Source organism: Thermaurantimonas sp., from assembly GCF_046299575.1.
In the GTDB taxonomy this organism is placed as follows: domain Bacteria; phylum Bacteroidota; class Bacteroidia; order Flavobacteriales; family Schleiferiaceae; genus Thermaurantimonas.
On the sequence record NZ_JBKBHX010000001.1, the window covers coordinates 359,329 to 372,263 of the forward strand.

12 protein-coding genes are annotated in these 12,935 nt (G+C 45.0%); 6 read left to right on the forward strand and 6 right to left on the reverse strand.

The annotated features are described in order from the left end of the window. Positions 1-77: 77 nt before the first annotated feature. Genes ACK4EX_RS01430 through ACK4EX_RS01445 form a run of 4 tightly spaced genes read right to left on the reverse strand, consistent with a single transcriptional unit; the run spans position 78 to position 4,975 of the window. A complete protein-coding gene (locus tag ACK4EX_RS01430; RefSeq protein ID WP_409769037.1) occupies positions 78-1,496 on the reverse strand; it encodes a peptidoglycan DD-metalloendopeptidase family protein in 1,419 nt (472 codons plus the stop codon). After that, complete coding sequence (locus ACK4EX_RS01435) at positions 1,471-2,238, reverse strand: DUF4292 domain-containing protein (RefSeq protein WP_409769039.1); 768 nt, start codon at positions 2,236-2,238, stop codon at positions 1,471-1,473. The genes ACK4EX_RS01430 and ACK4EX_RS01435 overlap by 26 nt, the downstream gene beginning before the upstream one ends. After that, positions 2,235-3,968: a tetratricopeptide repeat protein gene (locus tag ACK4EX_RS01440; protein ID WP_409769041.1), complete on the reverse strand. Its 1,734-nt coding sequence runs from the start codon at positions 3,966-3,968 to the stop codon at positions 2,235-2,237. The genes ACK4EX_RS01435 and ACK4EX_RS01440 overlap by 4 nt, the downstream gene beginning before the upstream one ends. A 2-nt stretch (positions 3,969-3,970) precedes the next feature. Then, the gene (locus tag ACK4EX_RS01445) at positions 3,971-4,975 is read right to left on the reverse strand and encodes a sugar phosphate nucleotidyltransferase (protein ID WP_409769043.1); all 1,005 of its coding nucleotides are present in this window, start codon (positions 4,973-4,975) and stop codon (positions 3,971-3,973) included. Positions 4,976-5,114: 139 nt separating this feature from the next. Here ACK4EX_RS01445 and ACK4EX_RS01450 point away from each other — a divergent pair, with 139 nt between their 5' ends. The 5 genes from ACK4EX_RS01450 to ACK4EX_RS01470 all read left to right on the forward strand — a co-directional run bounded on the left by ACK4EX_RS01450 (position 5,115) and on the right by ACK4EX_RS01470 (position 8,576). Then, complete coding sequence (locus ACK4EX_RS01450; RefSeq protein ID WP_409769045.1) at positions 5,115-6,422, forward strand: exonuclease domain-containing protein; 1,308 nt, start codon at positions 5,115-5,117, stop codon at positions 6,420-6,422. Between the two features lie 79 nt (positions 6,423-6,501). Then, on the forward strand, positions 6,502-7,101 hold the full coding sequence (locus ACK4EX_RS01455; RefSeq protein ID WP_409769047.1) for a LemA family protein: 600 nt from the start codon (positions 6,502-6,504) through the stop codon (positions 7,099-7,101). Positions 7,102-7,107: 6 nt separating this feature from the next. Next, a complete protein-coding gene (locus tag ACK4EX_RS01460) occupies positions 7,108-7,542 on the forward strand; it encodes a TPM domain-containing protein (RefSeq protein WP_409769049.1) in 435 nt (144 codons plus the stop codon). Continuing rightward, positions 7,535-8,284 carry a TPM domain-containing protein gene (locus ACK4EX_RS01465; protein WP_409769051.1) on the forward strand — a complete coding sequence of 250 codons (750 nt, stop codon included), beginning with the start codon at positions 7,535-7,537 and terminating at the stop codon, positions 8,282-8,284. Before ACK4EX_RS01460 ends, ACK4EX_RS01465 begins: the two co-directional genes overlap by 8 nt. 169 nt (positions 8,285-8,453) lie before the next feature. Next, complete coding sequence (locus ACK4EX_RS01470; RefSeq protein WP_409769053.1) at positions 8,454-8,576, forward strand: hypothetical protein; 123 nt, start codon at positions 8,454-8,456, stop codon at positions 8,574-8,576. A gap of 250 nt (positions 8,577-8,826) precedes the next feature. Here ACK4EX_RS01470 and ACK4EX_RS01475 read toward each other — a convergent pair whose 3' ends face one another. Then, complete coding sequence (locus ACK4EX_RS01475; protein ID WP_409769055.1) at positions 8,827-10,191, reverse strand: M28 family peptidase; 1,365 nt, start codon at positions 10,189-10,191, stop codon at positions 8,827-8,829. A 23-nt stretch (positions 10,192-10,214) separates the two neighbouring features. Then, on the reverse strand, positions 10,215-11,921 hold the full coding sequence (locus ACK4EX_RS01480; protein WP_409769057.1) for a M23 family metallopeptidase: 1,707 nt from the start codon (positions 11,919-11,921) through the stop codon (positions 10,215-10,217). Between the two features lie 172 nt (positions 11,922-12,093). Between ACK4EX_RS01480 and ACK4EX_RS01485 the strand changes: the two genes are divergently transcribed. Continuing rightward, entirely contained in the window at positions 12,094-12,909 is an 816-nt protein-coding gene (locus ACK4EX_RS01485) for a 2,3,4,5-tetrahydropyridine-2,6-dicarboxylate N-succinyltransferase (RefSeq protein ID WP_409769059.1), read from the forward strand. The last annotated feature ends 26 nt before the right edge of the window (positions 12,910-12,935 follow it).

Here is a 12,935-nt window from a genome sequence, read left to right on the forward strand (position 1 = left end):
AAAGGTCACTCCCCATTTGATTTTGTAATGAAAAGAGATTAACTCCAAAAAAAATCAGACATAAGCCTCCCTTCCCTTCAGCGCTGTAACCACAGCAGAGGGTCCATGTGGCGCGAGCCTTCCCATACCTCGAAGTGCAAGATCGTCTTACCCTCTTTAAAATCTGTAAACACGGTTCCGATTTCCTGTTTGGTGCGTACGCGGTCACCGGCTTTTACCAGTATGTTGGTCATATTTGCATATACAGTGAAGAAGTTGCCATGCTTTATAAGTACTGCCATTGAGCCATCCGGCATTTGAAGCACTCCGCTCACTTCGCCATCGAATACAGCTCGCGCTTTAGCACCGCGCTCAGTTGCGATATTGATGCCCGGATTATCCACCACGACATATTTGGCCACCTCGTGCTGTTGCTTGCCGTAACGCTGCACGATGATGCCCTTTTCTACCGGCCAGGGCAGACGTGTGCGATTAGCAGCAAAATTGGCCGCCAGTTGGCGGGCTTCTGGGGTAGAACGCAGAGCATCGTCAGCAGCAGTGGGGGTTTCAGTGGGTTTTGTAGCCGTTGGAGTTTCAGGGCGTGGAGTAGATGATGCAGTTTGAGAAGCACGACGTGCAGCAGCATCGAGTTCCGCCTTTTTGCGCGCGATCAGGCGCTCGAGTTCAGCATTTGTGGTTTTGGAAGTATAATCTTTGTTTTTCGCCAGGCCTACTGTTGCTGCGCGCTCTTCGAGGGCTTTTCGCTCGGCAGCTTCGCGGGCTCGCTTTATTTCCAATGCAATGAGGCGTTGGATTTCGCGCTCTAAGTCACGACTTTGTTGTTGTTTTTCAGCTATTTGCCGTTCAAGTTGACGGCTTTGGATGTTCAGAGTCTGCACCAGCTCTTCGAGCATGCGCTTTTCAGCTGCGAGTTGGTTGCGCTCTTCGGTCTGATTGGCAAGTAAGTGCTGCTGATTTATCCTCTTGGCGTTCAGCTCGTTCAGATACTCTTGAAGCTGTTTTTCTTTTTCTTTGGTAAGTTCTACTTGCCTTCGCCGAGCCTTCGCCAGCTGATTGAGGTACTGCATACGCCGAACGGCCTGCCAAAGGTCTTGACTCGAAAGTATAAAGAGTAGGCGCATGTTTGGGCTACGGCTGTTGTAAGCTTTGCGGATCATCTGTGCATAGCGCTCACGTTGAAGCCTCACCTCCTCTTCCAGATTTTGAATCTCAGCGCTCGACTCATCGATTTCGCGCTGAATATATTCGAGCTCTGCTTGCAGATTGTCGATAAGCTGTTCACGGATGCGAATTTTTTGCGTCAGGGTTTCGATGATGGTCAAGCTGTTGGCGCGGTTGGTGCGATTTTCCTGCAGCAGATAGTTGGCAAGCTTGATTTCATCCATCAGCTTGACGCGCTGCTGCTGGAGTTTTTCGCGCTGTGAAACGGGCTGAGCTGTAAGATTCCAGCAAAGGAGTAATAGAAGGATTTTAGAAAGGAACCGGAGCATATCCATTAGGCACTTCCGGGATTTTAATGTCAAACGAATCCGTCTGAATGCGGTCGTTTACTAGCTGTAATTTTAGAAAATTGCCGTTAGCGGTCAGATGTAGCGCAATCTGTTTGGGAGCAAATGGGTCTGCTTCACCAGCATATTCATACTCTGCAATAAGGCGGTAGGGGATGTTGGAGAGAATTTGCTTGCGTATCTTGAAATCAAAACCCGTGATGTGCAGTTCTCCCGTTACGTTATCGAAAGCATTGATAGGAATAATAGAGTACAGATGAATCATGTCAGGCTCGCGTTGCTTACCTTCCCAAGGAGCATTCCAGCGCACGGGTAATGCCTTAAGCAGTCGGATGAGATCGTCAGTTTCTACTTCAAGACCCACAATCTGTTGCAGAGTCGAGCGGCCACCGGAAGCAAATTGTTTTTGCGCCCGATTGATGAAAACGATGGTATCCCTATCAGCATAGAGGCGTGCGATGCGCAATCCCAATATTGGATCTGATAATTCGACCACAATCCTGTCTTCGTTCTGTATGCGTATTTCGTATCTGAAGTTTTGACTTGATGAATTGTCTTGGTATTGCCCCTTGCCTCTCAATGTCAGATAAGGCTGTGAAGTGATGCGCGAAAGAATGCTTTCAGCTATTGATGGCTCAGGTGGTAGTGGGGGCATCGTGGCTATGGTTTTTTTACTCTTGCACCCCACAGAAAAGGTTAAGACTAATATGGCTGTGATGAAATATTTCAACGGTTAGGCGTATTTTGAATTTTTAACAGAAGTTGATTCTTGTCTTTGGCTGTTTCTAAAGCGGCAGAATAGGCCGCAAGAGCTTGAGAGTATAAACCCAACTTGTGAAGGATATCGCCATAGTGCTCTTGTATCACTGATACCTCAGAGCCACCACTCTCTATGGCTTTTTGAATTTTTTCAAGCGCATCAGTGTATTCCCCTCTTTTATAGTGCACCCATGCCCAAGTGTCGAGCAATGTGGGGTTGGATGGTTGAAGTTTATTCGCCCGAGCAATGAGCACGATTGCTTTTTCGAGTTTCTCACCCCTTTCTGCCAGATAGTAGGCATAATTGTTCAGGGCAGAGATGTTGTTGGGGTCAATGTTCAATGCTTTTTCAAAATATTCGTCGCTCACTGGATAGTTTCCGAGTTTGTGATAGCTTTCAGCCAATACATAGGTGAGTTGAAACTTCACAGGTTTATTTCCTATGGTTTTCGGAAGACCCGTTTCTGCCAATTCAATTGCTCTTGCAAAATCCAAAATTTGATAGGCTGACATAGCCCCAATCGCATATCCAAGCAGATTTTCCGGATACTTCTGTATGCACTCTTGGGCGTACTCCAGTGCTTCGGCATTTCTACCCTCTTCGCTCAGCAAGAGAATCAGCTGTTGATATACTGACTCTTTATCACCGCCGTTCCGAAGTGTTCTTTTATAGGCGTTGATGGCTTCAGTGCGGTTTCCCTCCTTGGCCAGCACATCGCCTAACAGGGCTTGTGGCTCAGGCGCATAAGGATGCTTTTTCGATATGAATATACTTAATTCCTTAATTTCATAGAAAGATATTAAATCATAGCGACTGCTCATAAAAAGCAAAATTTCAACCCGTTTGCGGGCATCGAGATTAGTTGCTCTAATGGCTTTTTTGTAGGCCTCAACGGCTTTGGTTGGTTGTTGCTTTTGTGCGTACAGATTCCCAAGTTCGATCCATACTTCTCCGTTGGTTGGATCAAATGCTGTCCATTCGAGCAGGAGCTTTTCTGTTTTTTTAACCTGTTTGAAGTATTTGTAGTGATTCAGCAGCGCACCGCGCAGCATGTCAGATTCAGGATTCTCTTCTTTCAATCGCTCGAGCAATTTTTCAGCTTTTTTGCGCTTGCCCATCTTAATGAGCACATTGTAGCGCCGGCGGGTAATGTCGTCGTCATAGCCCACTTTTTTCTCGAGCTGGTCGAGCACTTTCAAGGCATTTTTATACTCCATGCCTTGTATGTACAGATCAACAGCCTGAAGCTGAAGCCCTTCTGAACCTTTGGTTACAAGATTTGACGCCGACATAAGCGCATCTGCTGCTTGGCGGAAGTAGTTGTACTTTTCGTAAATCTCAGCCTGAGATACATAGTACCAGTGGTTCTGAGGGTTAAGCCGCACGGCCTCTCCGGCGTGAAAAATTGCCTCATCAGGTCGCTCAAGCTCTTTGTATGCTTTAGCCATCAAGTGATGAACGGAAGCTTCATTTGGCCTTAGGGATAGGCACTGACGCAAATAGCCAAGTGCTTCGGTATAATTGGCAATCATCATCGCCCTATTGGCCTCCATAAAATTGTTGTCAAACGGCAGAGATGCAGAATGGGCCGCAGCGAGATCTACGCCTTCGTCAGTTTGCTGAGCAGATCCAGGTTTTGGCCCTAATGCGATAAGCGCCAAAAACAGTGCAACAATGATATGACGAATGATGATTTTCAATGTTATTCCAATGTACTGTAATCTCCAATGCTTACCTCACGATAGTTTCCGTTGAAGAAAACCTTGTTTCCAATCATGGAGTTGGTGAGGTTCACGTTTTTAATAACGGTATTTTGGCCCACAATGGTTTGTGTGAGTTCGGAATTTTCAACGGTAGTTCCTTCTCCAACGGAAACATAAGGTCCTATTTTTGAATTCACTATTTTTGCTCCGGCACCAATAAAGCAAGGCTCTATAACGGTGCTATTTTCAATTGCCGAATCGGCACTGACCAATTGTTCCTCGTTTTTTACGAAGTCGAGGATTTTCATGTTGGTTTCGAGTACCACATTTTTGTTTCCGCAGTCCATCCATTCGATTACAGTGCCCGTTTTAAACTTTGAGCCTTTATTCTTCATGTTTTCCATTGCATTGGTGAGCTGGTACTCGCCTTTGTCTTTTATATCGTTATCAATCAAATATTGGAGTTCTTGTTTCAGATATTCTCCGTCTTTGAAGAAGTAAATACCAATGATGGCCTCGTCAGAGACAAAGTGTTCGGGTTTTTCGACAAATTCGGTAATAAATCCATTTTCATCTTTTTTTACCACCCCAAATTGGCGGGGATTCTCCACGCGCTTAGTCCATATCACCCCATCGAGGCTACTATCGAGTACGAAGTCAGCCCTGAAAAGAGTATCGGCAAACGCAATGACCACCGGCCCCGACAGCGATGGCGCAGCACAGAGTATGGCATGAGCCGTACCTAGTGGCTGATCTTGATAGTAAATACTTCCTTTGGCGCCAAGGCGTTCAGCTACATCAACGAGCATTTTTTCCACTTCTTTGCCGAAGTCGCCGATTACGTAAGCAATTTCTTCTACCTTCTGACCGCAAATTTTTACGATGTCTTCCATCAATCGCTGTACTACCGGCTTACCGGCAATTGGGATGAGGGGTTTGGGGGTAGTAAGTGTATGTGGGCGCAAGCGCGTGCCTCTGCCAGCCATCGGTACAATTATTTTCATAGGTATTCGAATTAGCGTGAGAAATATGGGCGAAATTACAGGCTATGTGATCTTTTTTCCTATATAAAATTCCTCAAATCCGATTTTTTTTCGGCTCTTTTGCCATGGATTTGTTCCAAAGGTCAGTTACTTTGTGGCGATGTATGCTGTGCTCGATATAGAAAGTTCCGGGGGCAAACGCGGACAAGAGAAGATTATCGAAATCGCTATTTTTCGTTTCGATGGAAGCGAAGTGGTAGATCAATTGATCAGCCTTGTAAATACTGATGGAGCTATTCATCCGTATGTGCAAAAGCTCACCGGTATTACACCCAATATGCTTAGGCGTGCTCCCAAATTTCACGAACTGGCCAAGCGCATTATTCAAATCACTGATGGAGCCGTTTTGGTTGGTCATAATGTTGCATTTGACTATCGAATGCTCGAACAGGAATTTGCCTCACTTGGTTACGATTACCGACGTGAAACACTCGATACCATCAAATTGACCCAAAAACTAATCCCAGGTTTAAAATCTTATGGGCTTGAAAATATCTCAAAAGAACTAAACATCTTCAATCCTCAGCGACATCGAGCCGCCGGCGATGCACGAGTTACACTCGAGCTTTTTAAAATATTGCTGGAAAAAGACCGGCAAAAAGACATATTAACACGCGTCAAGCCTCAAAATCAAGACTTAAATCGCTATCACGATGCCGGTAAACTGGCCCGTCTGCTCGATATGGTACAACCTGAAGCAGGAATTTATTACTTGCGCGATTCCGACGGAAAAATCTTAAAAACCGGATTTGCAAAAAATCTCTTTTCAGAGCTGAACAACATTTTTTTACTCGACTTTTCACTAAAAAATCAAGTTGTTGATATCCAAACAGAACTAACTGGAAATGACCTTATTTCTAAATTAAAACTCTACACCCAGTCACATGCAAATCCAGCGGAATTCCAAGTTGATCATTTATATATGTCGAATTGGCAAATAGTATGGAAAAATGGAAAATTTGCTCTAAAAGACAGCGACTTCCTTTTACCGGATAGTGTTGTGGCTTTCGAAAAAAGACACAAAGCCAATGTACTGCTCAGAAAACTGATGAAATTTCCCAGACCTGATACACATGAGGCTGCCGTTCAATTGGTAAAAAAAATCATGTATCCGGGCGAGAATTTTCTGCTTAAACTGCCTGGACGCACTTTAGATGAAACTGCTGTTATCGCCATTGAAAATTTCACTGTGCTCGGCTATGGATACTATCGACTCCATCACGAGCTCCAGCGATTCAAAGCCTTTCGAAAAACCCTTACGCCTCTGCCAAATGATGCCTTTGTGATCGGTCAGATAATCACATGGATACATAAGTATCCCAATTCGGTTGCTCCGTTTCCAGGCTCAGACGAGTCACTTACCTTAGGTGAATCACATTCAGTGGATCAACTCCCTAACGAAGATTAAAAAGCTTTTAATTCGAAACACTGAGCTCGTTAAAAAGGCTCTGACTCCTACCTTCGCAAGAAAATTTTTTAAAACTGTCATGAAAAAAGGAACTGTTATTCTGCTCTCGATTGTAGTAATCGTGCTGCTAATAGCTGCCAACGGCTGTAGTACATACAACACATTTGTAGATCTCAATGAAAATGCAGAAAAAGCATGGGCCAACGTTCAAACCCAGTACCAACGCAGATACGACCTTATCGGAAACCTGGTACAAACCGTTCAAGGTGCCGCTGACTTTGAAAAATCTACTTTGACCGAAATCGTAGAAGCTCGCTCGCGCGTAGGCAGCATTCAATTAAACGCCAATGAGCTGACTGAAGAAAAACTCGCCGAATTTCAAGCCGCTCAAGATCAAATGCGCTCAGCTCTGAGCCGACTGCTGGTGGTCGTAGAGCAATATCCTGAGCTAAAGGCAAACCAGAACTTCCTCGAACTACAAGCTCAACTCGAAGGTACCGAAAATCGAATAGCAACGGCGCGCAACGACTACAACGAAGTAGTAGCCGTATATAACAAGGCAGTCAAGCGTTTCCCCGGTAAAATCTGGGCATCTCTTTTTGATTTTGAGCCGAAAGCGATGTTCAAAAGCGAAGCTGGTGCTGAAAAAGCTCCGAATGTGCAGTTTGATTTCAAATAGTAAACTATGCTTTCTGATTTTCTCAGCCCCGAAGAGGTAGAGCGCATCGAAAAGGCCATAGAAGAGGCCGAGCGCGTAACCAGCGGTGAGATTCGCATACACATTACTTCAAAGCAAGACTATGACGAAATCCTGTTGGCAGCTGTTGATAAGTTTGCTGAACTCGGTATGGACAATACCCAGGAGCGCAACGGGGTTTTAATTTTCATATGTCCGGTTCGGAAAGAATTTGCCATCATTGGCGACGAAGGTATCAACCGCGTTGTGGGACAAGATTTTTGGGATGCTACGCGCGATGTGATGCTTGCTGAATTTAAAAAAGGCCGCTTTGCCGATGGAATCATTAGAGGAGTTAAACAAGCCGGTGAATCCCTGGCCAAGTTCTTCCCAGGCAAAAAGTCAGGCGTAAACGAGCTGCCAAATCACATTTCGTATGACTAATTGGCGAAAGTTTTGGATCGCTTCGCTTTTACTAATATTCAGTGCACTTTCGCTTTCGGCGAGTAAAAGACCTATACCGAAGTACAGAGCTCCGGTGAATGACTTTACCGGTGCCTTTCTCGCGCCTAAAGAAGCTCAGCGTCTTAGTCAGGAGCTAATAGCCTTTGAAGACAGTACCGGGATACAAATTGCCGTGTGTATCGAACCCTCACTCGAGGGAGAGAGCGCATTCGATCGCTCATTAGCTATAGCGCGCGCTTGGGGCCCTGGCAGCAAGGAAGCCAATAGTGGTATTCTCATTTACATTGCTCTAGAAGATAGAGCCATTTTTATTCAAACTGGCTATGGAGCTGAAGGATTTTTACCCGATGCCATTGCCAAACGCATCGTAGAGCAAATCATGAAGCCCTACTTCCAGCAAGGGCGCTTCTACGAGGGGCTCCGATTGGCCATCGAAGCCATAAAAACGCGAGGGGCCGAAGAAAACTTTCCTAAAATCGGCAACAAAAAAGGAGAAGACGAAATTCCTGGTTGGGTCATCATCTTGATAATCCTTGTGGTTTTGTACCTCGTAGCCAGAAATCCTGGCCGTGGAGGTGGCATCAGCGGTGGCGGTCCCGTAATTTTTCCACCTGTTGGTCGCGGAGGAGGTGGCTTCTCAGGCTGGGGTGGCAGCTCAGGTGGCTGGGGTGGATTCGGTGGCGGTGGCTTTGGCGGTGGTGGTGCCGGTGGGCGCTGGTAATGGTATCCTTGAGCAAAATTTTATTATTAATTCAAATCTGACCCTATAATACCTATTGGTCCACAATCCGCCACAGCTTGACGAATTGAACACATTACGCTTTGGATTTTTGGAAATAATCAGCTTTATATAACCCAAGGTACCTTCATTTTAAAATGTTTTAATAGCATTGCATTATCTGTTGACTAACGATGTATCGGCCAGCGACCAAAACAGAAAAAGAAATCGCTTTGAAAGAGAACGTTACTATGTTTTAGGAGGAATTTCTGTAAATGGATTAGGTAATATTTGATTTACAGGCTAGTCATTAAGCACTACTCACAAAGCTACCCCTGATTCTCATCTTCCAAATAATTCTGTAAATCCTCTTTGTTTAGCCAACTAATAGGGAATTATTGTTAAATTTATCTTTAATGGACTTCGAAAGTGGGGTACTTATTACGGCGGATTGGATATAGATGAAATCACCGACTGTTTACTTGATTTAGAAATATTCGCAAATGAAATTTAGGACGATTTCTTCCGTTCAGAAATCGTCCTTATTAAAAAATCAATTTATCGAAAAGCAAAACAAAAGCTGCCATTGCTGCAGAGCCCATTTCGAGTTCACGTGGATTGACTTCTTCAAAAACATCTCGACTTGTGTGATGTAAATCGAAATACCGATGCCCATCAACCCTAAGCCCAGCTAACACTGCGCCGGTTGATTTTAATTGATTTACATCTGCTCCTGAGCCACCCCTGCCCATCTCATACATTCCATAGGGATAAAACAATTCTCTGTAACTGCGAACTTTTTGAATTATTGAATCAGGAGCATCTAGGGTAAATCCGCGAGGCGACAGCCCTCCCCCATCGCTTTCTACAGCGAGGCGTATGATTTTAGTATCATGGTCTTTCACCCAACTTGCATATTGCTTGGCTCCGTCGAGGCCAAATTCCTCATTGGCAAAGAGCACAACGCGCACAGTGCGTCGGGTAGGTATGCCAAGTTGGCGCAAGTAAGCTGCAGCAGCTATGCTATGCACTACTCCTGCCCCATCGTCGTGAGCACCTTCACCGAGATCCCATGAGTCGAGATGCCCGCCTGCGATTAATACCTCATTCGGTCGATCTGTGCCATAAATTTCGCCGATTACATTATGAGAGGTGGTACGTCCCCTATCAAAGCTCTCAAGAGTTAAATCAATTGAAACAGTCTGATGCTGTCGCAGGATTTGTTCCAGTCTATCAGCCGCAACATAACTCAAGGCACCGGCTGGAATTTTCACATCGGCGCCTTCATAAGTCATCACACCGGTATGGGTATAGTCGTCGGCTCGAGTTGTGACCGAGCGAATTAGAACGGCCACTGCACCGTATTTTGAAGCTTCTACAGCTCCAGACCAGCGATACTTCACTGCATCACCATAACCGGCACCAGTAGATATATAGTCTTTTCGCATTCTGTAGTTGTAAAAAACGATCTTACCTCGAACGCGCTCACCGAGTTCTTTCAGATGGTCAAAGTCTCGTACCTCTATTACCTCTGCGCGAAGCGGTCTTTTTCCTGTAGATACGGATCCTCCAAGGGCAGTAACATTTAAGGGAATTTTTTTTCCACTTATCCTTACGATGGCTGACTCTCTGCCTCGCTCCCAGTGACGCACATTTACGGGCAAAGTATATACAGTGTCAAAGTTCAATTTTTTCATCAATGCCACACTCCATTCTACAGCCTTGCGATCGCCTGGCGAACCTGCCATTCGGGGGCCAACATCCTTACACAGGCTTCTGAGCCATTCATAACTTTGCTCAGTGGTAAGCGCGTGATAAAAGATTTTTTTAATATCCTCGGCCAACTCATCACTTTGCGCTTTAAGCATTGAGAACGAAAAGGCAAAAACAACAATCAGTGATTTTTTCATCCTTCCTTTTTCTGCTGAAATATTTATCTGAAAATAGTGGTTTTGTATTCGCTTGTATTGCCTACGGCATCTGTCACACGCACATTTATTTCGTGTTTTTTACCTGAAGCAGCATGTTCAAACGGGAAAAATAGCAATCCTGTTTTACCGTCAAACTCAGCCAAAACCCATTTGCCGTCGATTTCCATTCGATAGCTCTTAATACCGCTCAGGTCGTCAACAATTCGAAAGCGGATAACGGGCACTTTTTGCATATTACCGTTTGCCGGAATATTAACGGATGTAATACTTGGTGGAGTAATGTCGGGTTCTACCGAAAATCTGCCGAACGATCGAATTCTGGCTGTAAACCATTCTCCCTCGAGTGTGCCAGTGATGGCGCTGCGTTTACTGCCGACCACATTCACCAGTACAAATTTGGAAGCATTCGGATGATTTTTATCAACTCGAAGCTTAAGTGTAGCGAATTTGTGAAAAGGCACGCTTTCCATTCCAAAATTTACAACGGCCGATGAGGTACCAGGCATAAGTGGTACGGTGGAAAAAGAGATCTTTTGGGGGCGATAAAAAGTGCCACTCTCCGCCAAAAAGATAAAGCTCTCATCTCGAATCACAATGTCTTCGTTAAAACCAAAAAGGCCGGCACGGTCGCGCACACCCGCCGGCAAAACGCCTGCTGTTCCCTTAGCCCAAAAAGTGAGCTCAGAACTATTGCCAGCGATATCTTTTACTACAATACGAACCTTTATAATACTATCTTGAGGAATTTTTAGCAATCCACGATTAATTACCAACGGATAAGCATCCAATTGATTGCCCGGTAGCACAAAAAGCCTATGAACATTTTTTCCCTGACTATATTTCAATTCATAATCAATATGAGCGTTTAAATAGCGTGTTTGGTCAAAGCGAATGCCTTCAGCTACAAAACGATAGACGGGTACGTCTTCAATAAATTTTTCTAACCAGTACACCCCGTTTCTGAAGGAAGCAGCATCTTGATAATCAAATGCTTCAACTGCAAATCCAGTTTGGGGTGAAACAAGGATGGTATCACGATCGAGTTTATAAATACCTCCACCTAACTTTCGCACCGGATACACAGTTCTCTTAACCTCCAAAAAATCATCGTCAACAGCATATGCAAGTAGTTGGGTGATTTCAGGGTGCCGCGTGTCAGGCACCTGAAGTCCAAAGGATAATGGGTTCAAAGCCCTTTCACCGCCCTGGTCGCGAATCTCGAAGTGCAAATGAGGGCCACCGGAACTACCTGTGTTGCCAGATAGAGCAATTAATTCGCCTTTCTTAACTGTTAATACTCCAGGCTGAGGATAGATATCCACCTCAAATGACTCTCTTTTGTACTGCTCTTGTCGGACATATTGTTCGATTGCCGGACTAAATCGCTGCAAATGCGCGTACACGGTCATAAAACCATTGGGATGTTGTATGTACAATGCCTTACCGTATCCATAAGGGCTAATATTGATTCTGGCCACATATCCGTCGGCTGCGGCTAAAACGCGTTTGCCTTCTACTCCACCTGTTCTCAAATCGAGCCCGCCGTGAAAGTGGTTGGTTCTAAGTTCACCAAAGGAACCTGAAAGCTGAAGTGGAATATCGAGAGGGGGCCCGAAGTAATCTGGTAACTTAATTTCTACCTGGGCCTGAATTGTGAAAAAACAGTGAAAGGAAATAAAGCTGCTAAAGAGAGCTCTGAAAATTTTCATGGAAGCGAAAATCCTGAAAATATCAACACTTGATAACGGTATTGAGCAAAAATTATTCACATCAAATTAAAAGAATACGGATTTCAACAAAAGATTTCATAGGCATGTGCCTTTTTTCACGCCCCTTTAGATGAGTAAAGCCTACTTTTGCACCTTGTTTTAAGTTAAGTAAATGACTGAATTCCAACACATCATTGAAAAAGCCTGGGATGACCGTTCATTGTTAAATTCTTCAGAAACTGTAGCTGCTATCGAAGAGGTAATCGACCTTCTCGACAAAGGGAAACTGAGAGTAGCAGAACCACACGGCGAAAGCTGGAAGGTGAACGAATGGGTCAAAAAAGCTGTCATTCTTTACTTCCCCACCCGCTCGATGGAAACCCTTGAGGCCGGTCCTCTTGAATTTCACGATAAAATACCCTTAAAACGAAATTATAAAGAGCTCGGCGTACGTGTAGTACCCCACGCAGTAGCACGTTATGGTGCATATATAGCACCCGGCGTAATTCTCATGCCTTCGTATGTAAACATAGGCGCCTATGTAGACAGTGGCACTATGGTAGATACCTGGGCTACAGTTGGTTCCTGTGCCCAGATAGGCAGAGAAGTACACCTCTCAGGAGGAGTAGGCATTGGAGGAGTACTTGAGCCCGTACAAGCAAGTCCGGTAATTGTAGAAGATGGATGTTTCATCGGCTCGCGCTGCATCGTGGTAGAAGGGGTACGCGTTGGTAAAGAAGCTGTGCTCGGAGCCAACGTAGTGCTCACTGCAAGCACGCGTATAATCGATGTAACTGGTTCAACACCCGTGGAATATCGCGGATATGTACCTCCGCGCTCTGTAGTGATACCTGGCAGCATGCCGAAAGAATTTTCCGCCGGCACATATCACGTGCCGTGTGCCCTCATCATTGGACAGCGCAAACCGAGTACAGACCTTAAAACCTCTTTAAACGACGCCTTGCGCGAATACAACGTGGCCGTTTAAAACAATCTGACGCACTAATCGTTACA

What these genes read in the sequence shown, in the direction of transcription:
- ACK4EX_RS01430 (WP_409769037.1), bottom strand. Translation starts at nt 1,496, where the DNA reads ATGGATATGCTCCGGTTCCTTTCTAAAATCCTTCTATTACTCCTTTGC.
- ACK4EX_RS01445 (WP_409769043.1), bottom strand. Translation starts at nt 4,975, where the DNA reads ATGAAAATAATTGTACCGATGGCTGGCAGAGGCACGCGCTTGCGCCCA.
- ACK4EX_RS01450 (WP_409769045.1), top strand. Translation starts at nt 5,115, where the DNA reads ATGTATGCTGTGCTCGATATAGAAAGTTCCGGGGGCAAACGCGGACAA.
- ACK4EX_RS01455 (WP_409769047.1), top strand. Translation starts at nt 6,502, where the DNA reads ATGAAAAAAGGAACTGTTATTCTGCTCTCGATTGTAGTAATCGTGCTG.
- ACK4EX_RS01460 (WP_409769049.1), top strand. Translation starts at nt 7,108, where the DNA reads ATGCTTTCTGATTTTCTCAGCCCCGAAGAGGTAGAGCGCATCGAAAAG.
- ACK4EX_RS01465 (WP_409769051.1), top strand. Translation starts at nt 7,535, where the DNA reads ATGACTAATTGGCGAAAGTTTTGGATCGCTTCGCTTTTACTAATATTC.
- ACK4EX_RS01475 (WP_409769055.1), bottom strand. Translation starts at nt 10,191, where the DNA reads ATGAAAAAATCACTGATTGTTGTTTTTGCCTTTTCGTTCTCAATGCTT.
- ACK4EX_RS01480 (WP_409769057.1), bottom strand. Translation starts at nt 11,921, where the DNA reads ATGAAAATTTTCAGAGCTCTCTTTAGCAGCTTTATTTCCTTTCACTGT.
- ACK4EX_RS01485 (WP_409769059.1), top strand. Translation starts at nt 12,094, where the DNA reads ATGACTGAATTCCAACACATCATTGAAAAAGCCTGGGATGACCGTTCA.